The sequence below is a fragment of the Mesorhizobium sp. KACC 23794 genome (assembly GCF_052180275.1).
Taxonomy (GTDB): Bacteria; Pseudomonadota; Alphaproteobacteria; order Rhizobiales; family Rhizobiaceae; genus Kumtagia.
This window is the reverse complement of record NZ_CP197465.1, coordinates 5,489,476-5,515,772: the sequence shown is the minus strand read 5'-3', so window position 1 is coordinate 5,515,772 and position 26,297 is coordinate 5,489,476. Positions and strand designations below refer to the sequence as shown.

Here is a 26,297-nt window from a genome sequence, read left to right as displayed (position 1 = left end):
CCGCGTCATGGCCATTGAACGTCAGGGCCGCAGGAACTCAAAATCCATTGTCCCCGTTTGGTCGATGCTGGGGACCCTGTTTGCTCTGATGTCGTTGGCGCCGGCTGCAGCTGAGCCACTGATCGTCGGCCGGGCTTCAGTGATCGACGGCGACACGATCGAGATCCACGGCCAGCGGATACGGTTCAACGGGATCGATGCGCCAGAAAATTGGCAGACCTGCAGCGACCGGTCCGGCGCCAAATACCGATGCGGCAAAGACTCTGCCGACGCGCTCGACGCATTTCTCGCCAAATCCCGCCCTACCACGTGCGAGCAAGTCGACACCGACCGCTACGGCCGCGCCGTGGCCAACTGCTTCCGAGCCGACGGCCTTGGCGTGGCAGCCTGGTTGGTCCGCAACGGTCATGCGCTCGACTGGCCTCGCTACAGCAAGGGCGCCTTTGCCGCCGTCCAACAGGTGGCCCGCCGGGACCGGCTGGGCATGTGGCAGGGAGAGTTCATCGAGCCCTGGAAGGCGAGACGCAAGTAGGGTCAACATCGCGAGGGGAGAATGGGAATTCTGTTGGTCGCTGCGGCCGTGGCGGTGGAGCTTGTCGCTACGGCGTCGGACGAAATTCCGTGGTCAACGAGGAACGACGGGGCAGTCGCTCAATCGTGGTCGTGTTCTCCGCGGCTGAAATGCACTCAGATCAGCTCGTGTGAGGAGGCGAACTGGTATCTCCAGAACTGCTCGTGGGGCGGCAAGCTCGACGTGACAGCGACGGAATACCCTGCGAGAGCCTTTGTTGAGAACACGAGACAGCAGCATGCTCATGCCGGACGTCAAGCCCGCGCTGGGCCTCCGCTGCGTCATTGACAAAGCGAAACCTCGAAGAAAGCGGGGATGAAATGCGGTAAATTGTCTGCTAACTCATTGATGCCCTTGCGTCACTATAGGAATTTTATCCCCTTCTGCAAAAAGCATGAGAAACTGGCCTCTAATAACTGGAGGCCATCATGGACATCGCGATTATCATTGCTGTCACGCTTACACTACTGGCGGGTGTTGCCGCCTGCTTGCTTGACATCCGCCCTACGGCTGGGCGCGTTGCGATCGCCCGAGTGCTCGCGCGGATCGCACTGCTGGGGGCGGCTGTGCTTTTCGGACTGGTCAAGAGATGAGGCTTTCGATCGATGGCGGCAGTCGGCGACACGTCTCATCGACTGCTCTTCCGATGCACTTCCTCCATCCATTGCGCTGGCGGGAACTCTAGGCGGCAAAATGCCGACAATCCTTTAGTTTGAAGAGCCCAAGCCCTCGTTGATCATGCGGGCGAGCCGCGCCCCTGCGAGCGAAATCTGTCGCTCCGCCACTTTGCGAGCATTGGATTCATACTCCCGTGTCAGATAGGCGACCGGTTTTGCCGGCAACACCGGATCGGCATAGGCATATTTCATCGCAAGCTCGAAGCTCTCTTTGATCCATTCATCCGGGTCAATGATCGAAGCCGCTGCGGCCGGTGCTACCAGAATGGTCTGAATGTTCACTGGGGCACCGTCTACCTTCCGCGTGACGAAACCGTCGAAGATCGCGCCAAATACCGTCACGTAGCCACCGAACATCCCATCCCAGTAGTTATGCAGCTTCAGTTGCTGCCCCGAGGCTGGGATAACAGTGATCTCGTTTCCACCGCGATCGCCAAGGTCGACATCCGGCCTCACCTGCCATTGAAGGCTGAGTTCCTCGGTAAACAAAGCAGCGGCGTGCAAGGGCTGATGCACATCGCCTACTATGTGCAACAGCCAAACGAGAGCGTATGATCGCTGATCATCGGTATTGCCGGCGGTTTTCGCGATGTCCGTAGCGAAGGCTCTGATCTGGGTGGCCGCGTTTATCGGGATCCGGATCAGCCAGTTTGCTGCCGTCCACGGAGAACGCAATGTCCTTGTAGTGCCAGTAGCCGTGGATCAGCAGGTCGGAATAGCATTTGTTGTCGCCTGCGCCGGGATTGGTCGCTTTGTCTCCTTTGCTCGCATCCTGGTAGGCCTTCCTGAGCTTGATGTCGTCTGCCCAGACGGACGCACGGATGAATGTATAACGATCGATATCCTCGCGGGTGCCGTCCGGCCTCTTGGGCACTGCCGCGACCCATTCCTGATAGTCGGGATTTAACCGAATGAGCCTTGTTGCCTCCGCTTTCGCCTCGGGCGTCAGTTGCTCCCATGCCATCGCAGCGACACGCATGTGACCGCCATCCCACCAGGCGTTTGCCGAGGTCACCGAAAGCGCCAGGCCCATCAGGGCGCCTAGAATGCTTCTCATCATCATCATCATACCCCTCCACACGCGATTGATCCTATCGCCATCGGTCACTGGATGCATCTGCGCAGTGATGTAGACGCACGACGCAACAGGCGGTCTCGTCTGGTTTGATCTGGCGCGGAGGCGCCGAAGGGCTACATCGACCCGGCCGCGACGCCGGAACTCACCCAGAATGTCGAGGCACTCAGCGGCGGGCTGATCGGTCTCGTGACCTTCGCCTGGTGGCTTAAGGCCAATTGGCGAAGATCGTGATCGGGCCGGAGACACGCGCGATGCTGAATAACATCCTGGATGCTCTCGGTATCAAGGGCTCCATCCTTGTTGCGGGACTTGCTGGTGGCCTCCTGCGCGCTGACTCGCCGACGCTTCACGTTTCCTGGAGATGGTGGCCTTGCCGATCTGCGACGCGCAGGCGGCCGGCTACCTGACCGTTCCGTTGCTTCAATACGTGAAGTCGGCCGGGCTACTGCTCCCGCCGGAAGAAATCGCCTGCGCCCATGCCGCCGCCTTCCTGATTGGCGACTGCGCAATGTGGATCCCCGTCGTGCTCGGTCACGGTGTGACGGTGCCCCACGTCAACAACAATCTCCAATCCGCTGAAATCCTATTCAACCGATGGCCGGGCAAGGGTTGCGCCAAGCACCGTGCGGCCCGCCAGGCGGTCCCCAGCGCCATGGATTGCGCGCACGACCAGATGCTGTTGGAGAAGGCTTGCAAAGCGTCCTCTGGGACCGAGAAGGAAGCTGACATCCTGTTCGACTAGACGAAAATCCACCCTGCCACGACGACTATCAAGGCCACAACGGCGGCAGTGAGTAGCACTCGCTCCCAGGGCTTGGCGCGCGGCTCATTTTCAGGTGGGTTCTTGTCCCAGCCGGAGACCATCGTCACGATGCTTTGCGCTCTGCGAGCCGCCGCCGCAGTTGTTGGATAGCTGCCGACGCGCCCAAGAGTGCTTTGGCCGGATCGACTTCAAGCTCAATCGCGGGGAAAGTGTCTTCCTCTATGAGTTGAAGCAGGTCTTCGACCGTGGCCCGCGCCCGCTCAAGCAGGCGGCGCAACTCGTCCATCGACAGCTTATCGACTTCGTTTGCAGCCCGGATCAGCTCCGTCGAGAACTCGGTGACGCGGCCCTGCAGATCGTCGTCGCTCATCTCCGAACCCGTCTCATGGCGCGCATGATGGCAAGGTTCGCCTCAAGCATGGCGTTCTCCTCCAGTGCCCGCCGCTGCGCCCACAGCAGCGTCTTGGCCGCGTGCTCGGTCTCCCCGAAATTCCAGCCGGCCTGCTGCATGCGGTCGAACACGGCCCGCATCTCGTCTTCCATCGCCTGCTGGCAGTCGATGTCCCGGTCTGGGTATGCTTGCGGGCGTTTCGGTGGGGCGATGCGGCTTGTCATCGCGTCAGAATGTCAGCAGCCTTTGCGCTATGCAACATTACTCCATCTCCGGCACGTTGCCGTGCTGAAACAGCACTGTCGGCAGGCCGTATTCGCCAAGCGCCGGATTCGCCTCTCGGGACCAGGCGATTACGCCGACATATTTCAAGGCAAGCGCCTTGGCCGTGCGGATCGCCCGCTCTTCGCTCTGCTGCTCGGCCGGCCTGAACACCGCTTGCAAATCCCCGGCCTCGTTTGGATCGAACGCCGCCACGACAACCAGCTTCGGCATCTTGCTTTGCGGGAGTAGGGTTTCGGGCATCTGTCAGGCTCCGCGACGCATGCGCTCGCCTTCGTCGCGGTGGTCGCCGCAAACCCACAGGGTGCCGTAGCGTGTCTCGTAGCCGAAGCACCCCCATTCCGGGCACCCTTGATGTTCGCACCAATGGATGAACAGCCCGGCCGGCGTCGAGGGAGGCTCTGGCAAGGCGATGGGCGGTTCAACGTTCATCATAGAAGAGCCGGTTGCAGCGGCGGCGTCATGTCGTCCAACTTCGGCGGCGGCGGAACCTGTTTCAGCATATGGTCGGGCAGCGGACGTTGTAGCGCCTTTGCCTCTTCCCAAGGGGCCGTTAGCCAGGTCTCGATCTCGTCCTCCGTCGTCAGGATCACCGGCATCGCCTTCTGATGGATGGGCCCGACGACACCGTTCGGCTCGATCGTCAGGAAGCCGTAGAGGTCAAGGGTGGTCAGCCCTTCCTTGATCTTGCGGACGCTGGTCCAGCCGGGAACCCACGCGCCGGCGAAGAACATCAACGGCCTGCTGTCGTCTCCGGCGAACCAGGCATAGGGGGTGTTCTCGCCTTCGACTTTGCCGCCGGGATTGGGTTCCGCGAAACTCGTAATCGGCACGACGCATCGGTTCGGAACGCCAAGCCAGCGCAACCAATGTTTGCTGGTAGTGTTGCGGATGTTCGTCGTGCCCTTGTCAGGCTCCATTTTCAGCAATTCGGCAAATGCGGCTTTGTCGATGTCTTTGCCCTTCTTCCGCAGTTTGTCGGCGCGTGTGCCTGCGGCTTTCATAAGGGCCTGTGATGACGACGGCATACCCCAACGCATCCTCACCAGCTCGCGCTGGCCGTTGAGGCCATTGCGCACCACGGGGCCGAACCGGTCGGGATAAACATCGATCGACTGTTCAAGGTTGCCGGACAGATCGCGCCATACGCGGACCAGGTCAATGATCGCCTGCTGCGTCGTCGTGATGTTGTAGAGGTTGCACATGCGGCTTTCCCGGTAGGCTTCCAGTGAGGGCAGGATGGCACGGCGGGGCTAGAAGGTGAACTGCTTCTGCCTCGCCAGCGGTGGCGCAGCATTGGGTCTCCCGACAGTCTGCGCCGGCTGCAAGGCATCAACCTGCTCCTGCAAATCCTTGTTGAGCAGCATCATTGCCTTCAGCGCCTTCATGATGTCCCCGTCGTGGGCATCGACGAAGCGATCGGCAGCAGCTTGCAGAGCGTCTTCCTGCCGGCGGTTCAGGCGTTCGATCTTGGCCATAGCCCCGCGCCTTTAGTGTCGAAGCTCAGATGCTTCGATGAGGGTCTCGATCACGTCGTGAAGATGCTCCCGCGGAGCTTCCAGTGATTGGCGACGATGTTGTGCCGACGTCACGCTGTGGAAAGCGATGGTTACGGGATCGATCAGGTCGCGAACTCTGAACGGATTTTCGATCTGGCCCGCTATGATCCCGGCATAGATGCTTAAGCGACGATCCTCATCCGTGGACCACTTTCGCGGATCCGTCTCGGCGATTTTCCGGAGCGCATTGACTGCCGTCGGTCGATCGGCCAATTGCGCCTCGGGATCGACAATGATTTCGAGGTCAGCAGATTGGGGTTTGCAGTCTTCGTCCCACCCCGCGCAGGCCGCTTCAAGAGCGGCCGTGTCCGCGCGGTCCCAGACAGCAGCGGCTGCCAGGTGCGCATTGGTGATATCGCGGTTTCGAAAGCCTCCGATGTCCCAGGCTTCCCGGCGGAACCGGCCTTCGGCAGCCGCGGCAGGTTTAACTCTGGCATCTCGAAACACCTGCATCGCCGCTGCAACGCCGCGCTGAAGCTCTTCTGGCGTGGCGCGCGGTATCGATATCTTGATTGGTTGCATGATGGAGCACTCCTTACAAATTCACGCTAAAGGCCTCAGTCCCAGGCTGCCGTCGAGCAGAACGGCCGGGAGGGCGATATTTTCAGAAGGTCTCCGAACAGACCGAGATCCTCGACGGGCAACGGCTTGGGTTGGGAGTTCATGTCGAAAAGCTGACGCTGATCGCTGTCTCGACGCTCGTAAAATCCCGGTGCCCGCCGTCTTAGATATTCCTCTGGGAGCGATTGCCAGTTGTCGTAGGCGATCTGCAGAATAGGCCTGATGCGCTCCCGGTAAATGTGCAACTCATCCTCATCCAGAATATCGTGAGCCTGGAATAGTCTGAACTCGTCGTCTTCCAAGCCGGCGGCGGCGCTGTTGGCGAGCTTCTGCGCGATCGGGTCTTCCAATCGGCCTGCCGCGAATAGCCCGTTCGAGACCAGGTCGCAAAGTGTGAACACGAGGTGAGGTTCTTCCATCTCGGTGGCTTTGATGAGCGCCTCGACGGCGACGGCCAACGACCATAGCAGCTTGTCTGATGCCTCGCCTTTCATCTGAGCGAATTGGATGTCGCCGGCCGTGTTAGCGATCTTGCAGACGTAGTGCGCCATGCAATATTCATCCGCGCCCTCAGCTACCATGTCGGTCCAATCCGACACGTCTTGCTGATCCTGATCTGTCCAAAGGCGCGGCGAGCGCTTCGCTATATCGCGCAGCTTTTCGATCGCCGCAGCCTTGTCGGCCGCCCGCGGGTCCCAAGGCGGCACTTTCCCACGGGGGATCAGGGGAATTACTTCGCCCATGGCCGTGCCTCTAAGCGGCTGTTCTCAGCCGGCGGTAGACCTTCTTCCAGTCTTTCGACTTTTCGAACCGCGCTTTCAGGACGGGCATTATCTTCTCCTCGTAAAGCTCGCGCTCGCTGAGAGTAAGCTGGTCATCGGTGCGATGCAGCAGCATCTGAGCGACAACGTCTTCTAGGCGCTCGCCGCCGAAATAGCCTTCGTCGATCATGTCCTCGATCAGTTGGGGAACGGCCGCATCGAACTCCGATTGGTCCTCACTGCCGTAGAGGTTGGTCAGTTCCTGTGCGACACCACGGCCGAAATTGTCCAGCAGCTTCGCGCCGAGTTCTGGCGTCGGGGCCATGTTCCAGATGAAGTTGCCGACAAGCATTTTCAGCGAAGTCACCATCGTTTCCGGGTTACGCTGCGCCTGCGAGAGCGCGTCTGATAGGGCCATCGTTAGGTGCTGGGCGGCCTCAAGATCGACGTCCTCATGAGAATGGGCCGCGGCCCAGGCGCGGGCGTTTGCCAAATTCACTTCTTTGGTCAAGGCTGCCATGGTCTTACTCACGGAAAATTCGACCGGATGTCCATAGTGAACGAAATAGGAACAAAAGAGTCAAGAGGCGATTGACTCGCGCAGGAAAGGGTTCCTAAATCGACGAATGAAGACAACAGTCGACGACGCGAAAGCTCCAGTTCCATGCCTGCCCAACTCGACCGCGCCGTCGTTTCCGCGTTGCAGGAGCGCATTCGGAGCCTTGAGGGTGGCAGGAATCACGAGCGAAGCGTGCTGCCATTCGGTGTCCGCGAGATTGACAGCCGATTGCCCGGCGGCGGGTTTGCGCTCGGCGCGCTGCACGAAGTCGCGGGCGGCGGGAATGGTGCTGTCGACGGAGCAGCGGCGGCGCTGTTTGCAGCTGGCATTGCTGCGCGGACCGCTGGCAAGGTGCTGTGGTGCGTCTCGCGGCAGGACTTGTTCGCGCCGGCACTTGCCCAGGCCGGCCTTGCTCCTGACCGGGTGATCTACGTCGAGGCCGGCGACGACAAGTCTGTGCTTGCCTGTTTCGAGGAAGGGCTTCGGCATGTCGGGCTTGGGGCCGTGGTTGCCGAGGTTGCGCGGTTGCCAATGACGGCTTCGCGACGCCTGCAACTGGCTGCCGAGACATCTGGCGGGATCGGCATCGCCATTCGCCGCTGGCGTCGCCAGGCGGACGCCACCGATTTCGGCCAGCCGACCGCATCGGCAACACGATGGCGGGTCTCCGTGATGCCGTCCCGGCCATTGCCGGTGCCAGGTATCGGGCGCGCCCGCTGGCAACTTGAACTGATCCGCTGTCGCGGGGGCGAAAGCGCGGACTTCGAAGTGGAGGCATGCGATGCCAAGGGTCGTCTCGCTGTTCCTGCCACAGTGGTCAACCGATCGTCTGAGAAGGAGATCGGACGCCGCATCATTGCCGCCTGACCGGCCGCTGGTGCTGGTTGGCCGTGATGGCCAAAGGCGGGTCGTGCTCGCCGCCGACCTAAATGCGCAGTCGGCGGGATTGCGGGTCGGCATGCCAGCGACCAAGGCACAGGCGCTGGTTCCCGGACTGATCGTTCAGGATGCGAGGCCGGACGAAGATGCCGCGGCCCTGGAGCGGCTGGCTCTATGGGCTTTGCGCCGATATTCGCCGATCGTCGCTGTCGACCTTCCCGACGGCCTGGTGATCGACATCACTGGAGCCGATCATTTGCATGGCGGGGAGCGGCCGTTGCTGGTCGACCTGACGACGCGTCTTGGTAGCGCCGGCATATCGGCACGCGCCGCCGCCGCCGATAGCTGGGGTGCTGCCCATGCTGTTGCCCGATATGTGAAGCGAGCCACAACTATTGTGCCCACCGCGGGAAGCGCGGACATCGTCAGGGACTTGCCGTTGCAAGCACTGCGGCTCTCCAGTGGTGTAGTGGACGGCCTGCGTGTGCTCGGCTTCGAACGGGTCGGCGATCTGATAGCGCAGCCAAGGGCGCCATTGACACTGCGCTTCGGGCCGGAACTCGGCCGAAGGCTTGATCAGGCTTTGTGCGTTCTAAGCGAGCCTATCGACCCTATCCGGCCGGCTGAAGTGGTCGAGGTCCGGCGCAGCTTTGGCGAGCCGATTGCCGCCGCCGAGACTATCGCAAAATACATCGGCAAGCTGGTGACCAGCCTGTGCAGCGAACTGGAGGACAAGGGGCTCGGCGCGAAGCGGCTCGATCTGCTGATGCATCGCGTCGACAACACCGTCGAAGCCGTTCGCGTCAGCACAGCATTGCCGGTGCGGGATGCCAAGCGGCTGAGCAGGCTGCTGCGCGACAAGATCGAGAAGATCGATCCCGGCTTCGGCATCGAGCTTATGCGGCTGGCAGCATCGTGGGCAGAGCCATTGTTGCCGAAACAGACGCTTTCCTCGCTGATCGAACAACCGGAAGCCGACATCTCCGACCTGATCGACACTCTGGGTAACCGCGTCGGCACCGATCAGCTCTATCGTTTCTCGCCGGTCGCCAGCGATGTGCCCGAACGTTCTGTGCAACGCATCGCTGCCACCGCGCCGGCTGCCGGCGACGCCTGGCCCGACCACTGGCCGCGCCCGGCTCGCCTTCTCTCGGCGCCGGAGCCGATCGATGCCGTTGCGCTGCTGCCGGATCATCCGCCCGCAAGCTTCACCTGGCGCGGTATCCGCCGCAGAGTTAGGCGGGCCGACGGCCCTGAGCGTGTGTTTGGCGAGTGGTGGAAGTGCGACGCCGAACTTGCCGCCGTGCGGGACTATTTCCAGGTCGAGGACGATGCCGGCGAGCGCTTCTGGATCTATCGCGCCGGCGATGGCGAGAACCTTTCCACCGGCTCGCATCGCTGGTTCCTGCATGGCATCTTCGCATGACCGGTTATGTCGAACTGCAATGCACATCGCATTTTTCCTTCCTGCGCGGCGCCAGCTCATGCGAGGAACTGTTTGCCCAGGCGGCGGTGTTGGATATGCCGGCGCTTGGCATCGTCGATCGCAACAGCCTTGCCGGCATCGTCCGGGCACATGAGGCGGCAAAGACCACTGGCGTCAGGCTGATCGTTGGTTGCCGGGTCGATCTCGTCGAAGCTATTTCAATCCTCGTCTACCCCACCGAGCGGGTGGCCTATTCGCGGCTTTGCCGGCTCCTCTCGCTCGGCAAGAAGCGGGGCGGCAAGGCCAAGTGTGTGCTCACCTGGGATGATCTGGCCGCTTATGCGGAGGGGCTGATAGCAGTCTTCCTGCCCGATCAGCCCGATGACGATTGTTCACGTTGGCTGCGGCGTTTGCGAGAGGTGTTTGCGGATCGCGCCTACATGGCGCTCACTCTGCGCCGCCGGCCCAACGATCAGTTGCGGCTGCATGACCTGTCCGACCTGGCCGCTTCGGCGAAAGTGCCCACGGTGGTCACCAACGACGTGCTGTTCCATGTCCCCGAACGCCGCATGCTCCAGGACGTCGTTACCTGCATCCGCCACAACTGCACGATCGACAATGCCGGGTTCCGCCGTGAGCGCCATGCGGACCGTTATCTCAAGCCACCAGCAGAGATGGCGCGGCTGTTTGCCCGCTATCCCGAGGCGGCCGCCCGAACCGTCGAGATCGCCGATCGCTGCCGGTTCTCGCTTGATGAACTCGCCTATCAATATCCAGAAGAACGCGACGACCCGGCGCTCAAGCCGCAGCAGACGCTGGAGAAGCTGACCTGGGAAGGCGCTTCGGATCGGTATCCGCAGGGCGTGCCCGACACGGTCGTAGGGACGCTGAACCATGAGCTTGGTCTGATCGACCGGCTCGGCTACGCGCCCTACTTCCTGACCGTCAATTCCATCGTTCGGTTTGCCCGCTCGAAGGACATCCTGTGCCAGGGCCGCGGCTCGGCCGCCAACTCGGCGGTCTGTTATGTGCTGGGCATCACCTCGATCGATCCTGAGATGAACGATCTGCTGTTCGAACGCTTTGTCAGCGAGGAGCGGCGCGAACCACCGGACATCGATGTCGACTTCGAACACGAGCGGCGCGAGATCGTCATGCAATGGGTGTTCGACACCTATGGCCGCGATCACGCGGCACTATGCTCCACAGTGATCCGCTATCGCTCCAAGGGCGCGCTACGCGACGTCGGCAAGGCACTCGGCCTGACCGAAGATCTGATCAAGATGCTATCGTCGCAGGTCTGGGGCTGGTCGGAGGAAGGCGTCGAACCGAAACATGTCGAGGAACTGAACCTCAACCTCAGCGACCGTCGGCTGCGGCTGGCGCTCGATCTTGCCCGACAGCTCATGGGAGCGCCACGACACCTGTCGCAGCATCCCGGCGGCTTCGTGCTGACCAATGACCGGCTTGACGATCTGGTGCCGATCGAACCGGCGGCCATGAAGGAACGGCAGGTGATCGAATGGGACAAGGACGACATCGACGCGCTTCGCTTCATGAAGGTCGATTGCCTGGCGCTCGGCATGCTCTCTTGCATGAAGCGCGCCTTCAACCTGCTCGCCGAGCACAAGGGCGTCCAACACGACCTGTCGACTATCCCCAACGAGGACGGCCCGACCTATGCAATGATCCGCAAGGCGGACACCCTCGGCGTCTTCCAGATCGAAAGCCGGGCGCAGATGTCGATGCTGCCGCGCATGAAACCCCGCAGCTTCTACGATCTGGTCATCGAAGTAGCCATCGTGCGGCCGGGACCGATCCAGGGCGACATGGTTCATCCCTACCTGCGGCGCCGCGAAGGCAAGGAGCGCGTCCACTATCCCAAGCCCGAACTGGAGAAGGTGCTGGGCAAGACGTTAGGCGTCCCACTGTTCCAGGAACAGGCTATGCGGGTTGCCATCGAATGTGCCGGTTTCACAGCCGGGCAGGCTGATCAGCTTCGGCGAGCCATGGCGACGTTCAAGCACACAGGCGGCGTCAGCAAGTTCGGCGAGAAGCTGATCAAGGGCATGGTGGCCAACGGCTACGAGCGGGAGTTCGCAGAAAGGACGTTCCGACAGCTTGAGGGATTTGGCAGCTACGGCTTCCCGGAAAGCCATGCCGCGTCCTTCGCGCTGATCGCCTATGCCTCGTCATGGATGAAGTGCCATCACCCAGAGGTGTTCTGCACAGCGTTGCTCAATGCCCAGCCGATGGGCTTCTATGCGCCAGCGCAGATCGTTCGCGATGCGAGAGACCATCGTGTTGAGGTGCGGCCAGTCTGCATCAATGCCTCGCGCTGGGACTGCACGCTTGAGGCTATGGCGGACGAAGCCTTTGCGGTCAGGCTGGGCATGCGTATGGTGCGAGGCCTGTCTAATGCCAATGCCGCAACCCTGCTGGCGGCACGTTCCGATCAACCCTTCGCATCGGTCGACGATCTATGGCGCCGCGCCGGGGTGCCGATCGCAGCCCTTGTGCAACTCGCCGAAGCCGATGCATTCCTGGAAGCCCTCGGCGTCTCACGTCGCGAGGCGCTATGGCAGATCAAGGGCCTTCGCGACGAACCCCTGCCGCTGTTTGCCACTGCAGCCCGGCGACAGGACGAGCAAATACACGAACTCGTCGAGCCGGCTGTGTCGCTGCGACCAATGACGGCCGGCAGCGAGGTCGTCGAGGACTATGGCCATGTCGGGCTGACCCTGCGAGCCCATCCAATGTCATTCCTGCGAGGTGATCTCCGCCGCCGTTGCATCGCCACTTGCAGCGAGGCGATGAACGCTCGTGACCGCCAATGGCTGGAAGCGGCCGGGCTCGTTCTGGTGCGTCAGCGGCCAGGCTCGGCCAAGGGAGTGATGTTCATCACCATCGAGGACGAAACCGGCATCGCCAACTTGGTCATCTGGCCGAAACTGTTCGAACGCCAGCGCCGCATCATCCTGTCCGCCAGCATGTTCTCAGTTCGTGGCCGTATCCAGCGCGAAGGCGAAGTGGTGCATCTCGTTGCGCATCAACTCACGGACCTGTCCGCCGAACTTGCCAGCGTTGGCAGTCGCGACGCGGCTTTCCCGCTGCCGCACGGCCGCGGCGATGAGTTCCATCACGGTAGCCCAGGCCCCGATCCACGCACGCTGCCGTCGAAAGGGCCTAAAGCCCGCGACATCTACATCCCCGATCTCCAGATCGCCATGATCAAGGTGAAGCCGAGGGATTTTCGGTGAGGCAATGACTATGCGACGGAGAAATCTGCGCGTGTGAGGCTTAAGCCGACCGATCTGAGCAAACTGAATCCCCCCATCGCCGCAGAGGCCGTCGGCAGCTCATGGACGCGATTCTCGCGATCGATGGGCTAACTATGAGGGTCGCCGATCAAGGATCGGATGATGCCGGCGACGATGGGAGATAACGACTTTGGAACTGTGCTGTGACTAAATGAGCGTGTGCGAACACAAAACGACATTGATTTCAAACGTATCGCCGCGTCAGCAGGCTTTGCCGTGGCGCGCGGTGATGCGTTCGCGCGGGCGCCCGGCTTCGCCCCTGCACGGCGACGCGCATGATCGAATGGATCATCGGCGCGGTGCTCGTTGCTGGTGGCCTATTCGGCACCAGCAGGTCGAAGCGACAGCCGACTAGCCCCTCGGCGTCAAGCCTCCGCGACGATTTCCCTGCAAAGGTCACGCAGTGGCGTGCTGACTGGGAACCGATGCTCGATCGATCGCGCTGGATTCCAAAGAGCATGGCGTCGCGCATCGTCGCGTGTTTTCCGCCACCTAAGCGATCCGCCCTCTTTTCTCCATTTAACGGAGGCGACCACTTCGAACAGGAGCTGCTCGCCGAATTCGCAACCCACAACGTTGCCTATCTTGCGCGGCAGAAGGAGCGGCTGAAGCCATTCTTCGACACGGTGGAGAAGGACCCGCTGACCGACGATCAGATGGACGGGTGTATCTGCATGGACGATGCGGTGCAGATCGTGGCCGCAGCCGGTTCGGGCAAAACCTCGACGATGGTGGCCCGAGTCGGCTACGCACTTCACGAACATCTGGCGAGGCCTGAGCAGATATTGGTTCTCGCCTTCAACCGCGCCGTCGCCCAGGAGCTTCAGTCGCGGATCAAGGCCCGGCTGGCGGACTTCGACGGCCTCGATGCTGTCACTGTCAAGACGTTCAACGCCTTTGGCCTAGGTGTGATAGGCAAGGCGACAGGGCGTAAGCCTTCGCTGGCGGAGTGGGCCGAGCCTGGCCGCGATGTTGCGATGATCGTCGAGATCATCGACGATTTGCGAACAAGCGATGACAAGTTCCGGCACGACTGGGATCTATTCCGCACCGTTTTCGGTCGGGACATCGGTTCGTGGAGCGAACCAGCCCAGGCCAACGCCTATCGCGACGGTCGGCGGGGTATCCTCACTGCCAATGGCGAGATCGTCAAAAGCGAAGAGGAGCGGATGATTGCGGACTGGCTGTTCTACTACGGCGTCCGCTACCAGTATGAGCGACCCTATGAGTATGATACCGCCACCGAGCATCATCGGCAGTATCGTCCCGACTTTTTCTACCCGGAGATCGAGCTTTATCATGAACATTTTGCGCTAAACGAGCGGGGACAGGCGCCCGCGCATTTTGGCGGCGACTATCTCAGCGGGGTCCGATGGAAGCGCGGGCTGCATGTAGAAAAAGGCACGCGGCTCTTTCAAACTACCTCGCACGAAATCAGGAGCGCTCGTGGGTTCGAGATGCTCGCCGAGGAACTGAAGCGCAGCGGGATCGCGCTAAAATACAACGCCGACCGTGAGACCAAGGGCGAGCGGCCTGTCACCACCGAGCAGCTTGCCGCGACGATCCGCATTTTCCAGCAGCACGTCAAAAGCAATGGCCTCACTTTCCAGCAACTCCGGGATGCCGCGGCGAAGGATCCGCGGGGCCATGCGGACCGCATGACCCGGTTCCTGGCGCTCTTCGAGCGAATCGCGAATGAGTGGGAACGCCGGCTGCGTGAGGCCGACTGCATCGATTTCGATGACATGCTGCTAATGGCGATCGACCATATAGAGAGCGGCCGTTTCGTCAGCCCCTATCTTATGGTGCTGGCCGACGAATTTCAGGATACGTCGCAGGCGAAGGTGCGCCTTCTGAAAGCCTTGCTAAAGAACGCTGGGGAAGAGGCGCATCTGTGTGTCGTCGGCGATGATTGGCAGGGCATCAACCGGTTCGCCGGTGCCGACATCTCCGTGATGACAGAGTTCGAGAAGGTTTTCGATCATTCGACCAGACTGATGTTGAACACGACCTTCCGCTGTCCTACGGGGCTATGCGAGGCCTCGAGCGCCTTCGTTCAGACCAATCCCCGACAGATCAAAAAGTCGGTCAAGACGATCAGCTCCTATTCGAAGAAGGCGCTTCACGCCTTCGCCGCCGAGACCCAGGCTCTCGCGCTGGAACGCCTCGAGCAGGATCTCGAGAGGATGTATGATTACGCGCGGAACGGGAGGCTGAGTTCGGATGCCGGCCACCGCATCAGCGTCATGATGCTCGGCCGCTACAATAGTGATGAACCTATGGGGTGGCGGCGCTGGCGACAACGCTTCGGTGAGCGTCTCGACATTGAGTATCGCACGGTCCATTCCTCCAAGGGCTTGGAAGCCGACTACGTGATGTTGTTGAATGTCGTTGAGGGCATGATGGGATTTCCGAGCCAGATCACCGACGACCCAGTCATTCAGATCGCAATGCCCGAGCCCGACCCGTATCCTCTGGCGGAGGAGCGGCGGCTCTTCTACGTCGCGCTCACCCGAGCACGTCGCCAAGTGCGTATCTACACCCAGGCCGATTCGCCCTCCCGCTTCCTGACCGAACTGGCGCGGATGGGTGGGGTGGAGGTCGAAACAGCGGGTGGCATCCTGACGCCATGCCCGAAATGCGGCGAGGGCACCATGAGACGGCACGACGGGCAATATGGAGCGTTTGAGGCATGCAGCATGCATCCTCGTTGCGATTTCAAACGCAATATCTCCGAGGTCGGCCCTAACCCGGCGCCACCATCCAATCGCGTCAGGATCAACAGACCGATCTCAGCCGGCGATACCTGTCCCACTTGCGGCGAAGGATCGATGGTCGTTCGCTCGGGGGGAGCATATCAACCGTTCCTGGCTTGCTCGGGTTACCCCGCCTGCAAAACCACTGCTTCACTGACCGTAGCGACTGAAGGCCAAGCGACATGGGGGCAGACTTCGTCAGGGTAATTGCCTAGAGCTCTGTCGCTCGGACAAGCTGTGGCTGTTGCGAACGAACCAGAAACACTGCTCCATGGCGGCATGAACGTCGTGCTTCCTGATTCGTCTTTCCAGCCGGCCTATTTGGCCGCCCTCAACGAGGGCCAGCGGGCTGCCGTCGAGCATGGCGGCGGAACGATTGCCGGGCCGCTGTTGATCATTGCCGGCGCCGGGTCGGGTAAGACGAACACGCTCGCCCACCGTGTCGCGCACCTGATCGTCAAGGGCGCAGATCCGCGCCGTATCCTGCTAATGACCTTCTCGCGGCGCGCCGCCGCAGAGATGACGCGGCGTGTCGAGCGGATCGCCGGCGAGGTGCTGGGCGACAAGTCCTCCGTTCTCACCGATGGATTGAACTGGGCCGGCACCTTCCACGCTGTCGGGGCCAAGCTGTTGCGCGATTGCGCGCTCGATATCGGGCTCGACCCGGCCTTTACCATCCACGACCGCGAGGATTCGGCCGACCTGATGAACCTCGTCCGGCACGAACTCGGCCTGTCCAGGACCGAAAGCCGGTTTCCGACCAAGGGGACCTGCCTCGCCATCTATTCGCGCGCCGTCAACGCCCAGAAGCCGCTCGACGAGGTTCTGGCCAAAGCGTTTCCATGGTGCCGCGACTGGAACGACGAGTTGAAGCGGTTATTCGCCGTCTATGTCGAGGCCAAGCAGGCTGAGAACGTGCTCGATTACGACGATTTGCTGCTCTATTGGGCCGAGATGGCGGCCGAGCCCGCGCTGGCCGAACGGCTCGGCCGCCGCTTTGACCATATCCTGGTCGACGAATATCAGGACACCAACCGGCTGCAGGCGTCTATCCTGCTCGCCCTGAAGCCCGACGGCGCCGGCCTGACGGTGGTCGGCGACGACGCCCAGTCGATCTATTCCTTCCGCGCGGCGGAGGTTCGCAACATCCTCGACTTCCCCGCCCAGTTTGCGGCTCCCGCCGAGATCGTCACGCTGGACCGCAACTACCGCTCGACCGACGCCATTCTCGCCGCCGCCAACGCGGTGATCGGCGAAGCGGCCGAGCGCTACACCAAAAACCTCTGGACCGAGCGCAGATCGGCCGAGAAGCCGGTTCTGGTCACGGTGCGCGACGAGGCGGACCAGGCGAACTATGTCTGCGACCGGGTGCTGGCCGAGCGCGAGGCCGGAACCGTCTTGAAGTCACAGGCCGTGCTGTTCCGCGCCTCCCACCACAGCGGCCCGCTGGAGATCGAGCTTACCCGCCGCAACATCCCTTTCGTCAAATTCGGTGGCCTGAAATTCCTCGATGCGGCCCACGTCAAGGACGTGCTGGCGGTCCTGCGTTTCGCCGAGAACCCGCGCGACCGCGTTGCCGGTTTTCGCGTGCTCCAGCTTCTGCCCGGCGTCGGTCCGTCGACAGCCGCGGCAATCATCGAGGCCATGGCCACGTCGCTGGACGCCGTGCTCGGCCTGTCGGCGTTTCGTGTGCCGCAGCGAACCGAAATTGATTGGCCCGCCTTCGTCGACCTGTTTGCCGGCTTGCGCTCGAAGTCAGCGTGGCCGGCCGATCTTGAACGGGTGCGGCTCTGGTATGAGCCGCATCTGGCGCGCATTCACGAGGACGCCACGATCCGCCGCGCCGATCTGCTGCAGCTTGAACAGATTGCGACGGGCTATCCGTCACGCCAAAAATTCCTCACCGATCTTACGCTCGATCCGCCGGAGGCGACCAGCGACCGCGTCGGCCCGCCGCATCTCGACGAGGATTTTTTGATCCTCTCCACCATCCATTCGGCAAAAGGCCAGGAGTGGAAGAACGTCTTCGTGCTCAACACTGTCGATGGATGCATCCCAATCGACCTCGCCGTCGGCGAGCGCGATGATATCGAGGAGGAGCGCCGTCTGCTTTATGTAGCAATGACGCGAGCCAGGGATTCGCTTCACCTGATCACGCCGCAACGTTTCTACACGAGCGGCCAGGCGTCTCGCGGGGACCGCCACGTCTACGCCTCGCGCACGCGCTTCATTCCCGATCACATCCTCGGTGACTTCGAACGGGTCGGGTGGTCAATTCCAACCAACGATGCAAACTCAGCCAACAAGCCGATCGTGCCAGTTGATCTCCGGAGCCGCATGCGCGGCATGTGGAAATGAAGCTGCGATCGATCAACGACGTAGGTTGCCGCAACAGCGTGCGTCGCTAAGCTGACGCTGACCGCAAGGGCCGTGGCCAAAAGAGGCGACCACGCCACGCCTGAGCGCGGCAGCCTAGAAGAGCGCGAAATCGCCGATCCGTCCTTCACATGCCGGCGGAGTTCGGAAACCTCGATACGGCCGTTTCCATTGGCGTCGGCGTTCGCGCGATCGGCGCCTATCGCCTGCGACAGCGCATAGGTGAACAACCCACCGCCAAGGCTAGAGTCTGTTATGAAGCTGCGGCAAGAGCCGCGACTTGCTTGATCATGAGACAAGCGAAAGCGACGACATGTAGTCCTGCGAGAGTGTGGGGATATCGTTCGTAATCTTTGACGAGCCTGCGGAATTTCGTGGCCCATGCGAAGGATCGCTCGACGACCCAGCGTCGTGGCAGGAGAACGAACCCTCGCTTTGCCTCGGGCAGTTTGACGACTTCAAGGGTGATGCCGTGCCGTTTGGCGGCCTGCGCGGCGCGTTCGCCGGTATAGCCCTGGTCGACCCAGGCGATCTGAACGCTGTCGCCGGTGACGGCCTGGACCGTCCTGGCGAGGGTTTCGACCTCGCCGCGATCCTCCGCGCTTGCCGGCGTGACGTGGAGTGCGAGCAGATGGCCGAGCGTGTCGACTGCCATGTGGAGCTTGGAGCCCTTCTTGCGCTTGGCCCCATCATAGCCGGCGCGCGCGCCGCTCTCGGGCGTGGATCGCAAGGTCCGGCTGTCGATGATTGCCGCACTCGGCTCGGCCGAGCGCCCCGCCGCAAGCCGCAATAGCGCGCGCAGATCGTCAACAAGCGCCTCGAAGCATCCCGCTGCCAGCCAGCGCTGCGTCTGCTGATACACTGCCGCCCAGGGCGGCAGATCATTCGGCATCCATCGCCACGGCGCGCCGGTCTTCACGATATAACGCAATCCATTGAACACCTCGCGAAGGCTGTGCTCACGCTGGCCAGCATCTTCCCGCTGCAGCGTCAGATACGGCGCAACCAGCGACCATTCTTCATCAGACACATCGGATGGATACAGCTTGCGGCAAGTGCTCATGCACAACCGTTTGAATCTTATCCATTCTTATGTCCATAACAAACTCTAGGCAGCTCTGCCGAAGGCTCACAGCCCTTGGAGACCGCAAGCATCGTAGTCAGACGAAATGGCGCTACGAATGATTTTTCAAGATCAATTTCCAGCAATTTGATAGTAGGAAATTGGATACAATCCATACACCCTATTTTATTACTTATGCCAATTTTATTATTATCTGAAAATTGAACTTAGAGCGCTCAGCCTAATCAAAGTAGCTATATCTAGCAGTATAAGACACTAACTTAATGCTAGAGGACAATCTACTTATGAGCAAGATCGCAGGGCGACCCTTCTCCAACACCAATCTCACCAGGTTCCTGGAGAAACGCATCCTGGAACTGAAGCCGAAAAAGTCACAGAGACAGATCGCGGGCGAGGCGGCATTCCTGTCGGCCAACCTGCTCTCGATGATCAAGACCGGCACCACGAGGCTGCCGCTCGATCGCGTGCCGGCCTTGGCAAGGTCCTTGGAATGCGATCCCGCGCGGCTGTTCATTCTGGCACTTGAACAGCAGGACAACGCCCTGGCGGCGGTTGTGCGGGAGATCTTCAGGATCCCCGTGTCCGCCAATGAGGCGGTGTGGATCGAAGAACTGCGCGACGCCTCCAACAATTCCGATCCGACGCTCACCACCAAGGCCCGACGTGCGATCAGGACGCTGTTTGGCAAATGAAGATCATCCGGAACCCCGATGCCTGTTACGTGGAACCGTTCGATCTGACGGAGAATGAGCGCGGCTGGATCGAATTCATCCGCCTCGCGTCGCGCGATACCGATCCCGGTCCGACGCTCGAACGCGTCCATCTGTTGAAGCAGATGTTTCGCAAATGAAAGACAAGTTCCCTGAAATGTGGCCGGTCGGCTTCGATCCGCGCTGGCATGGCAAATCGATCCCCAAGCGCGACTGGCATTTTCATCGGCAGTTGCTGGTGCGCTACGGCATCGTGCTGGCGGCAGGCGAGTTCGCGAGCATGATGAGGGACATCAAGCACGGCGCCGCCCTTCCGATCATGAAACTCGAACCGCGCAAGGTGATCTACTCTGTGCGGATCGAGCGGGTGCATGAGCGCGTCTATGTAGTCTCCGACGGGCGGCAGATCTTCACGGCGTGGCCGCCGAAGAAGAAACTGAACGAGATCCGACGGAAGATGACGGATCGATCGTGACGGGATGGGCGGTGCGCTTCAGAGCACCCGCATGTTGTCGTCTTAGGGGCCGGCTCGAGCCGATTTAGACAAGCGTGCTGTCGATGAGCTCTCCTATAGCGGTAGCCTCATGTATCACTCGATGCACAGCGTCAAGGTGATCGCAACCCTAGCTGGTATTCTTGACGCGGACCACGTGCTCCTCCAAGCAAACCGACAGGTCGACGCAAGGCGATAAAAGCTTTTCTGATCTCCGATCAAACTGTCATGGTGATGAGGAGAGCGGACTGGCACGACTTTTGCTTTGAATGAATTTGCCAGCCTATTTTGGCACAATGCAGGAAGACAGATCGGGCAAGACCGCCGGGACATGATCAGTGCGTCATGTCCCGGTCAGGTCATCGAAACCGGGCTCACCTCCACAATGTCGATTTATCGGCTGAATTCGTCAGGGGAGGAAAAGGTAACTGGGCAGTGCGCCGAGCACGCGCATTGACGGGTGGGTGTAGTGCAGACTGCAGTCAACTCCAATTATCCGCGGTCAAACGCGACCGCAGTAACGTTGCAGCGCGCCTCGAACAGGCAGCAGCGACCTGAAGTCGCGAAGCCGCTGTCGCAATTGCGCGCCGGCAATTCCCTCTTTTTCGAAGGAGATGACGGGGACAATGTCTATCATCTGGTGAAAGGAACCGTCGCTTTCTATCGCTTCATGTCCGAGGAGCATCGTGTGATATGCGGATTCGCTTTAGCCGGCGAAGTCTTCAACATGTCGCACAGAGGCAGATACCTCTGCTCGGCGGAAGCTTTGTCCGACTGCCTTTTTCGGCGGCGCAGCAGGACAGATATCGAGGCGAACCAGGTTCATGATCAAATGCACGAGAGATACGTGGCATGCTTGGAAAGCGAGCCGTGGACGGTGCAATTCCAAACCCTGCGTCGGCTGCATCTGATGGCGGACGAACGCGCCGCCAACTTCATACTGGAGATGGGCCGGCGCACGAATCCCGCTTAGACCAACGGCTCACGTGTGCGTCTTGAGATGTCCAGGGCCGATATCGCAAGTTATCTCGGGCTGACGGTGGAAACGGTTGTGCGATCTCTCAAGCGACTGGTCTCCATGGGTCTGCTGGTCGCCTATACGCCCCACGAATTCGGCATCAGTGACATCGCGACGATCCAAAGGCGCCTAGGTGCATCGCGTGACCGGTCTGGAAGCCGAGCTTATCAATAGTTCGCTTAGCCGACTTTCTTCTGAAGGCTCAAGCGGTCTCCCCCCGCCAACCTGGTAGCGGAGCTTGGCGACTTCTGCTTGCCCGCGTTTTGTCGCTCTCGTGCGACTTGGTTGATGATGAGCGGTTTGTGAAACCTGCTCATCTCAAATGGATGCCTCACCTATAGCGTTTACCACAGGGGAAAGTGTGTTCAAGACCATCAACCATCACTTGGTCATGGAAGACCGCAATTGCGCAGCTGGTAGCTCCAGCACATAGAGCCTCGATGTCATGAACGCGAAGATCGGCCGGCGTGGAGCCGGTTGCGTCTCTGGCTTGCCACTTGTCCGAAGTATGCGCTGACAAATATCAATCCTCCCGCTGTAAACTCTGTTCCATTGTATCAAATTTACTTGCGCTTGTGTCGCTAAGTGCCTGGCATCGCGACGTGATTGCCAAGTCGAACACCTATTGTATAGGTATCTGAAGTATAACTGTGCTGGACAACGCTTGACGGCTAACAAGCGGCCGTCCGCGGGTGACGTTTGACGATCGTTTTAGGGGCGGCCAGTGACAGATGTTCCAAACAACAGCACGACAACAGCAACGCTGGATATTTCGACCGTTTTCGGTCTGACTGCAGGCGGGAGCTATTCGGGGTTAAGAGGATTCGGAGATAGCGACTGGATCCGTGTGGCTCTTACCGCTGGGTCAACATATCGATTCTACGGATCGGAAGATCGCCCTTTCAACACCTTCAGGGGCGATTCCGTCATGGGTCTGTTCGACCCCGACGGCGTCACGCAGGTCGCATACGATAACAACAGCGGCGTAGGACAAAATCCCTATTTCGAGTTTACCGCCACAAAGACAGGCGATTATTTCATCGAGATGCGGTCCGCTGCACTGGAGGGAGCCGAATATTCCGTCTGGGTGACGGGTTTTTCGCCTCTGACTAACGTTTTTGCAGAAGAACCCGGTAACCAGACCGCCTCGATCGGCGACGCCCTCGTGGTGGGCGGCAGCGTAATCAATCTAGGCGTGCCGGGCGGCACCATCGGGATAGGAGCGCTTGGAGAGCAGGGTAACGACACACTGAATGGGAATGCAAATAATAATCTCTTGGCCGGCGGGCTTGGCAACGACAAACTGTATGGATTTGACGGAACTGACATTCTGTGGGGGGACGCTGGCCTTGACGAGTTACACGGCGGCGATGGCGCCGACGAACTGCGCGGTGGCGATGGTGAAGACATTCTCTCCGGCGGCCTGGGCGCCGATACGCTTTCCGGCGGCGCGGGAAAGGACCGTGCAACTCACCAGGATGCCACGGCTGGCGTCGTTGCGTTGTTGCTCAGCGCGGCAGGAAACGCAGGCGAAGCAAAGGGCGATAAATTTATCTCGATCGAGAATTTGACGGGTTCGAAATTCGCCGACGTGCTGAAGGGCACCAACAGCATAAACAGCCTCATCGGCGGGGACGGCGATGACACCGTGGTCGGCTTTGGCGGAGACGACCATCTCTTTGGCCAGAATGGCAACGACACCTTGAACGGTGGTGTCGGTGCCGACCACTTCTCCGGGGGCCTCGGGACCGACCGGGTTACCTATCAGGATGCCAGCGCCGGCGTGGTGATTGCGCTGCTCAGTCCGGCCGCCAACACCGGCGAGGCCGCCGGGGATCGCTTCGCCTCAATCGAGAGCATCACCGGTTCGAAATTCGACGACACGCTTGCCGGCAACAGCGCCATCAACACTCTCATCGGCGGCGGCGGCAACGACACCATTCTTGGCCTCAAGGGTGACGACATTCTGTTCGGCCAGGAAGGCGACGACATCCTGAACGGCGGCACTGGGCCAGACGGCCTTTTCGGCGGCAACAATCTGGACACAGCTTCCTACAGCACCGCACTGGCCGGAGTGGTCGCCAGTCTGACCAGGCCAGCTGCCAACAGCGGGGACGCGGCGGGTGACACCTATGCGTCGATCGAGAACCTGACGGGTTCGAGATTCGGCGACACTCTGACAGGCAATAGCCTTGTCAACGCATTGCTCGGCGGCGACGGCGAAGATACGCTGAACGGCCGGCTAGGCAACGACGTGATGAGCGGCAGCTCGGGAAAAGACACCTTCGTCTTCGACACGGCGCTTAGCGCAACCGGCAATGTCGACAGCGTCACCGACTTCCGCGCGGCTGACGACACGGTTTGTCTCGAGAACGCGGTCTTCACCACTTTGACAGCGAAGGGCACACTTGCCTTGGATGCCTTCCGGGCCAACACCACGGGGCTTGCAACCGATTCCAGCGACCGCATCATATACGAAACCGATACCGGTGAGCTCTATTACGACGCCAATGGCAGCGCGGCGGGCGGCGGCATAGTGTTCGCCGAACTGACGGTCGGGCTTTCGCTCACAAGTGCGGATTTCGTGGTCGTGTAGCATGGCTAAGGAAGTGGGTTCCACTCCGCCAACCGAAGTCGGGGTGGTGGTGACCGAACTCCTTATCCCGATGCCCGGAATTGGTTAGGCAAGACGTCGCGGGTCGAGAAGAGCATGTGCTTCCTCGAGCCGGCCAGTCAGATGATCGAGATGTTCTTGGATGAAACTCTTCTCATAAGTTGCCGGATCCTGTAGCAACCTCCGGGCTTCCTCGATTGCCTGATGCAATGTAGTCCAACCTCGATCCACTCCGTCATTGCCTGAGATGCGCACCCCAATTGCACGCGCATATCGTTCCCGTTCCCCTGCCGGCAGGATGTCCGGCGCCTCGCAATAGACCAGCCGTCTGGCTAACGTCCGCAAGCGCTGATCCGCAAACGATCCCGCCAGCTCGAAGCGCCTTATCCACTCAGATTTGTGAAATTCATCGATCAGCGCCTGGTCAGCCCGATTGTAGAAGCCGGCATAGATCTGATCCTCGACGTGCGCACTCTCGGGGAAAGGCGTGCGGCCAGCCAATGCGCCCCTGATCAGGCGTTGCCGCAAGCCAGCGTCGCTCCTCACCGACATTGCGCGCCGCACCAGCTCGTCCATGCCGAGCCTATAGCCGGGCGCCAAAGATCCGACGGTTTCGACCGGCATGAACAATGGACACGTATTCAGTCTTATTGAGGTCACAGGCCGGGGCGTCCCTGCGAACAGTTCGGTAAGTTCGTCATCGGACATGGTCGTAAGCACGGCAGGGTCGAACTGGAGATCAAATACGAACACCTCGCTCGCCTGGTCGGGATTTGCCGCCAGCGCTGTCACGAGGGTCGACGACTGGGCGCCGGGGCGAAGGCGGGACGCGACAAACACTTTCTCCTGCTTGACATAATTCGTGGCGGCCGCCTTTGTCCTGTAGGCTATCGCGGCCGCCCATACGTCCGGCGCTCGCTCCTTGATCAGTCGTATCAGGTGAACTGTGGCCCTGACGTCGGCAAGAGCGTCGTGCGCGTTGTCGTGAGCACAACCATTTGCAGGCGCCAGTCGATCCAGCTTGAACCTGACCTTGCCTTCCTCATCGAGCGGCCAGTTCAAAGCTTCGGGCCTATATAATCGTGTCGCCAGCACAAGCGTCAGCGCATCGAGACGGGAGTTGCCGCCGGTGTTGGTCAGATAGATCGGCAACAGCGACGAATAGAATGCCTGGCGCAGAAACTCCTCGTCGAACCGCAGCGAGTTGTAGCCGACCACCGTCGCGGGCGACCAGACAGACAGGACCTGGCGGATCTTCTTGCACATCTCGAAATGGGAGGGAGCCAACGCATCGACCAGTTGATCAACATGCATGCCGGTGACGATCATCGCGCCGGGAGACGGGACGATGTGGGGGAGCAGCCGTGAACGAATCTCGAATTGGTCGACGATGTTCAGATCATCATCGGTAAGCACAGCTGCGAACTGGAGGATCTGGTCGAAGCGCTTGTCCGCCCCGGAGGTCTCACAATCGTAGACGACGAAAGCCAATTCCCCACCCCGCAACTCCACGCAGAGCGTAGCACAGGATGGCCCCGCGAGATAAGAACGACCAGATTGGGTGCGTTGAAAGATCTTGAAGAACGCAGAGCATGCGACCCCTACGGCGACAGCTGATCCTCCCCTTCACAGGGTTCTCGTGTTATCCGCAACCGAGGTCTTTGCGCACTCGTTGCGGTGGCTGACGAGTGCCTGTGGGACGAGGCGAACGGGGCCACAAATCCGGCAAGCAGTCTGTGCCCCAACACAGCCGTCGGCATCGAACGGGGAACCGAGACGAGCGGGACCGGTCGACGGGGCCCAAATCCGGGAACCGATCGAAGCTGATCGAGCGGTAGCGCCCGGAGATGCGATGTCCTAGGGAAACGCCGTTGCCGATGATCTCCTTGCCCTCTGTCGGCCGATGGTTTCCGATCCAGACCACCTGTTTCGGCGGGGTGTTACCCCGCGGTCGATCCCGTGCTGACGATGCGACCTGGCTCACCAAGGGCGCGGGCTCCGGATAGTTCGGTCAAACCTGTGCTGCTCGACGATTCCGTGGCCGGTCCTGGATCTTTACATTTTCCGACATTCTCATCAGTCGTGATGAGAATGCCTTGCGCTATCTTTCCAGAACTTGTCACGTTCTTGCCAAGATCCGGCTTTTGGCCCGGATGCAAGGTTTACGGGATGCCAAGAAAGCGCACCCAAAGTTGACAAATCGGCAAGATTTCAATCCGGACGCATAAACCGACCCGCAAATAGCCAAACGAGACGGCGGCCCGCATAAGCTCTGAACCGGAGCAGCACCAACGCCAGGCACCGCACAGCTCCACAGACGCCAAGGCCTGCAAACCCTTAAGAGCGAAAGCACGATAGAGCGGTAGAGAGACCGTAATAGGAGAAGTGTAGCTCCGTAGGCGTAGGGAAGCAGAACTAG

26 protein-coding genes are annotated in these 26,297 nt (G+C 60.6%); 14 read left to right on the top strand and 12 right to left on the bottom strand.

What is annotated here, in order from left to right:
- Positions 1-7: 7 nt before the first annotated feature.
- Together ACSBOB_RS26965 and ACSBOB_RS26960 are read left to right on the top strand one after the other, a co-directional pair.
- Positions 8-532 (top strand): thermonuclease family protein, encoded by a 525-nt coding sequence (locus tag ACSBOB_RS26965; protein WP_442579126.1) that lies wholly within the window; start codon positions 8-10, stop codon positions 530-532.
- A gap of 467 nt (positions 533-999) precedes the next feature.
- Complete coding sequence (locus ACSBOB_RS26960) at positions 1,000-1,164, top strand: hypothetical protein (RefSeq protein WP_442579125.1); 165 nt, start codon at positions 1,000-1,002, stop codon at positions 1,162-1,164.
- Between the two features lie 114 nt (positions 1,165-1,278).
- On the opposite strand, the gene ACSBOB_RS26955 is transcribed toward ACSBOB_RS26960, so the two are convergent.
- Positions 1,279-1,923 (bottom strand): S1/P1 nuclease, encoded by a 645-nt coding sequence (locus ACSBOB_RS26955; protein ID WP_442579124.1) that lies wholly within the window; start codon positions 1,921-1,923, stop codon positions 1,279-1,281.
- The gene (locus ACSBOB_RS26950) at positions 1,811-2,314 is read right to left on the bottom strand and encodes a S1/P1 nuclease (RefSeq protein WP_442579123.1); all 504 of its coding nucleotides are present in this window, start codon (positions 2,312-2,314) and stop codon (positions 1,811-1,813) included. Before ACSBOB_RS26950 ends, ACSBOB_RS26955 begins: the two co-directional genes overlap by 113 nt.
- A 382-nt stretch (positions 2,315-2,696) precedes the next feature.
- Here ACSBOB_RS26950 and ACSBOB_RS26945 point away from each other — a divergent pair, with 382 nt between their 5' ends.
- Entirely contained in the window at positions 2,697-3,068 is a 372-nt protein-coding gene (locus ACSBOB_RS26945; protein WP_442579122.1) for a DUF982 domain-containing protein, read from the top strand.
- Between the two features lie 124 nt (positions 3,069-3,192).
- Here the strand turns inward: ACSBOB_RS26945 and ACSBOB_RS26940 are convergent, their stop codons facing one another.
- The 8 genes from ACSBOB_RS26940 to ACSBOB_RS26905 form a co-directional block, all read right to left on the bottom strand.
- Entirely contained in the window at positions 3,193-3,459 is a 267-nt protein-coding gene (locus tag ACSBOB_RS26940) for a hypothetical protein (protein ID WP_442579121.1), read from the bottom strand.
- Positions 3,456-3,620: a hypothetical protein gene (locus ACSBOB_RS26935; protein ID WP_442579120.1), complete on the bottom strand. Its 165-nt coding sequence runs from the start codon at positions 3,618-3,620 to the stop codon at positions 3,456-3,458. Before ACSBOB_RS26935 ends, ACSBOB_RS26940 begins: the two co-directional genes overlap by 4 nt.
- 121 nt (positions 3,621-3,741) lie before the next feature.
- Positions 3,742-4,005 (bottom strand): hypothetical protein, encoded by a 264-nt coding sequence (locus ACSBOB_RS26930; protein WP_442579119.1) that lies wholly within the window; start codon positions 4,003-4,005, stop codon positions 3,742-3,744.
- Positions 4,006-4,193: 188 nt separating this feature from the next.
- Positions 4,194-4,967, bottom strand: a complete 774-nt coding sequence (locus ACSBOB_RS26925; RefSeq protein WP_442579118.1) for an SOS response-associated peptidase — start codon at positions 4,965-4,967, stop codon at positions 4,194-4,196.
- 48 nt (positions 4,968-5,015) lie between these two features.
- Complete coding sequence (locus tag ACSBOB_RS26920) at positions 5,016-5,240, bottom strand: hypothetical protein (RefSeq protein WP_442579117.1); 225 nt, start codon at positions 5,238-5,240, stop codon at positions 5,016-5,018.
- A 12-nt stretch (positions 5,241-5,252) separates the two neighbouring features.
- Positions 5,253-5,843, bottom strand: a complete 591-nt coding sequence (locus tag ACSBOB_RS26915) for a hypothetical protein (protein ID WP_442579116.1) — start codon at positions 5,841-5,843, stop codon at positions 5,253-5,255.
- A 35-nt stretch (positions 5,844-5,878) separates the two neighbouring features.
- The gene (locus ACSBOB_RS26910; RefSeq protein WP_442579115.1) at positions 5,879-6,625 is read right to left on the bottom strand and encodes a hypothetical protein; all 747 of its coding nucleotides are present in this window, start codon (positions 6,623-6,625) and stop codon (positions 5,879-5,881) included.
- Between the two features lie 10 nt (positions 6,626-6,635).
- Positions 6,636-7,163, bottom strand: a complete 528-nt coding sequence (locus ACSBOB_RS26905) for a hypothetical protein (protein ID WP_442579114.1) — start codon at positions 7,161-7,163, stop codon at positions 6,636-6,638.
- Between the two features lie 144 nt (positions 7,164-7,307).
- Here ACSBOB_RS26905 and ACSBOB_RS26900 point away from each other — a divergent pair, with 144 nt between their 5' ends.
- The 5 genes from ACSBOB_RS26900 (at position 7,308) to ACSBOB_RS26880 (ending at position 17,941) form a co-directional block, all read left to right on the top strand.
- Positions 7,308-8,069, top strand: coding sequence for an ImuA family protein (locus ACSBOB_RS26900; protein WP_442579113.1), 762 nt, complete (start codon positions 7,308-7,310; stop codon positions 8,067-8,069).
- On the top strand, positions 7,984-9,507 hold the full coding sequence (locus ACSBOB_RS26895; protein ID WP_442579112.1) for a Y-family DNA polymerase: 1,524 nt from the start codon (positions 7,984-7,986) through the stop codon (positions 9,505-9,507). Before ACSBOB_RS26900 ends, ACSBOB_RS26895 begins: the two co-directional genes overlap by 86 nt.
- A complete protein-coding gene (locus ACSBOB_RS26890) occupies positions 9,504-12,767 on the top strand; it encodes an error-prone DNA polymerase (protein WP_442579111.1) in 3,264 nt (1,087 codons plus the stop codon). Before ACSBOB_RS26895 ends, ACSBOB_RS26890 begins: the two co-directional genes overlap by 4 nt.
- A 335-nt stretch (positions 12,768-13,102) precedes the next feature.
- The gene (locus ACSBOB_RS26885; RefSeq protein WP_442579110.1) at positions 13,103-15,790 is read left to right on the top strand and encodes a UvrD-helicase domain-containing protein; all 2,688 of its coding nucleotides are present in this window, start codon (positions 13,103-13,105) and stop codon (positions 15,788-15,790) included.
- Between the two features lie 72 nt (positions 15,791-15,862).
- Complete coding sequence (locus tag ACSBOB_RS26880; RefSeq protein ID WP_442583838.1) at positions 15,863-17,941, top strand: ATP-dependent helicase; 2,079 nt, start codon at positions 15,863-15,865, stop codon at positions 17,939-17,941.
- 271 nt (positions 17,942-18,212) lie between these two features.
- On the opposite strand, the gene ACSBOB_RS26875 is transcribed toward ACSBOB_RS26880, so the two are convergent.
- Positions 18,213-19,022: an IS5 family transposase gene (locus tag ACSBOB_RS26875; RefSeq protein ID WP_442579109.1), complete on the bottom strand. Its 810-nt coding sequence runs from the start codon at positions 19,020-19,022 to the stop codon at positions 18,213-18,215.
- 305 nt (positions 19,023-19,327) lie between these two features.
- Between ACSBOB_RS26875 and ACSBOB_RS26870 the strand changes: the two genes are divergently transcribed.
- The 6 genes from ACSBOB_RS26870 to ACSBOB_RS26845 all read left to right on the top strand — a co-directional run bounded on the left by ACSBOB_RS26870 (position 19,328) and on the right by ACSBOB_RS26845 (position 23,860).
- On the top strand, positions 19,328-19,735 hold the full coding sequence (locus tag ACSBOB_RS26870) for an XRE family transcriptional regulator (protein WP_442579108.1): 408 nt from the start codon (positions 19,328-19,330) through the stop codon (positions 19,733-19,735).
- Positions 19,732-19,893 carry a hypothetical protein gene (locus ACSBOB_RS26865; protein ID WP_442579107.1) on the top strand — a complete coding sequence of 54 codons (162 nt, stop codon included), beginning with the start codon at positions 19,732-19,734 and terminating at the stop codon, positions 19,891-19,893. The genes ACSBOB_RS26870 and ACSBOB_RS26865 overlap by 4 nt, the downstream gene beginning before the upstream one ends.
- Positions 19,890-20,228: a hypothetical protein gene (locus tag ACSBOB_RS26860; RefSeq protein ID WP_442579106.1), complete on the top strand. Its 339-nt coding sequence runs from the start codon at positions 19,890-19,892 to the stop codon at positions 20,226-20,228. Before ACSBOB_RS26865 ends, ACSBOB_RS26860 begins: the two co-directional genes overlap by 4 nt.
- A gap of 487 nt (positions 20,229-20,715) precedes the next feature.
- A complete protein-coding gene (locus ACSBOB_RS26855; RefSeq protein ID WP_442579105.1) occupies positions 20,716-21,219 on the top strand; it encodes a Crp/Fnr family transcriptional regulator in 504 nt (167 codons plus the stop codon).
- 27 nt (positions 21,220-21,246) lie between these two features.
- On the top strand, positions 21,247-21,438 hold the full coding sequence (locus ACSBOB_RS26850) for a helix-turn-helix domain-containing protein (RefSeq protein ID WP_442579104.1): 192 nt from the start codon (positions 21,247-21,249) through the stop codon (positions 21,436-21,438).
- A gap of 754 nt (positions 21,439-22,192) precedes the next feature.
- Positions 22,193-23,860, top strand: coding sequence for a calcium-binding protein (locus tag ACSBOB_RS26845; RefSeq protein WP_442579103.1), 1,668 nt, complete (start codon positions 22,193-22,195; stop codon positions 23,858-23,860).
- An 84-nt stretch (positions 23,861-23,944) separates the two neighbouring features.
- Here ACSBOB_RS26845 and ACSBOB_RS26840 read toward each other — a convergent pair whose 3' ends face one another.
- The gene (locus ACSBOB_RS26840) at positions 23,945-25,369 is read right to left on the bottom strand and encodes an exonuclease domain-containing protein (protein ID WP_442579102.1); all 1,425 of its coding nucleotides are present in this window, start codon (positions 25,367-25,369) and stop codon (positions 23,945-23,947) included.
- Positions 25,370-26,297: the final 928 nt, after the last annotated feature.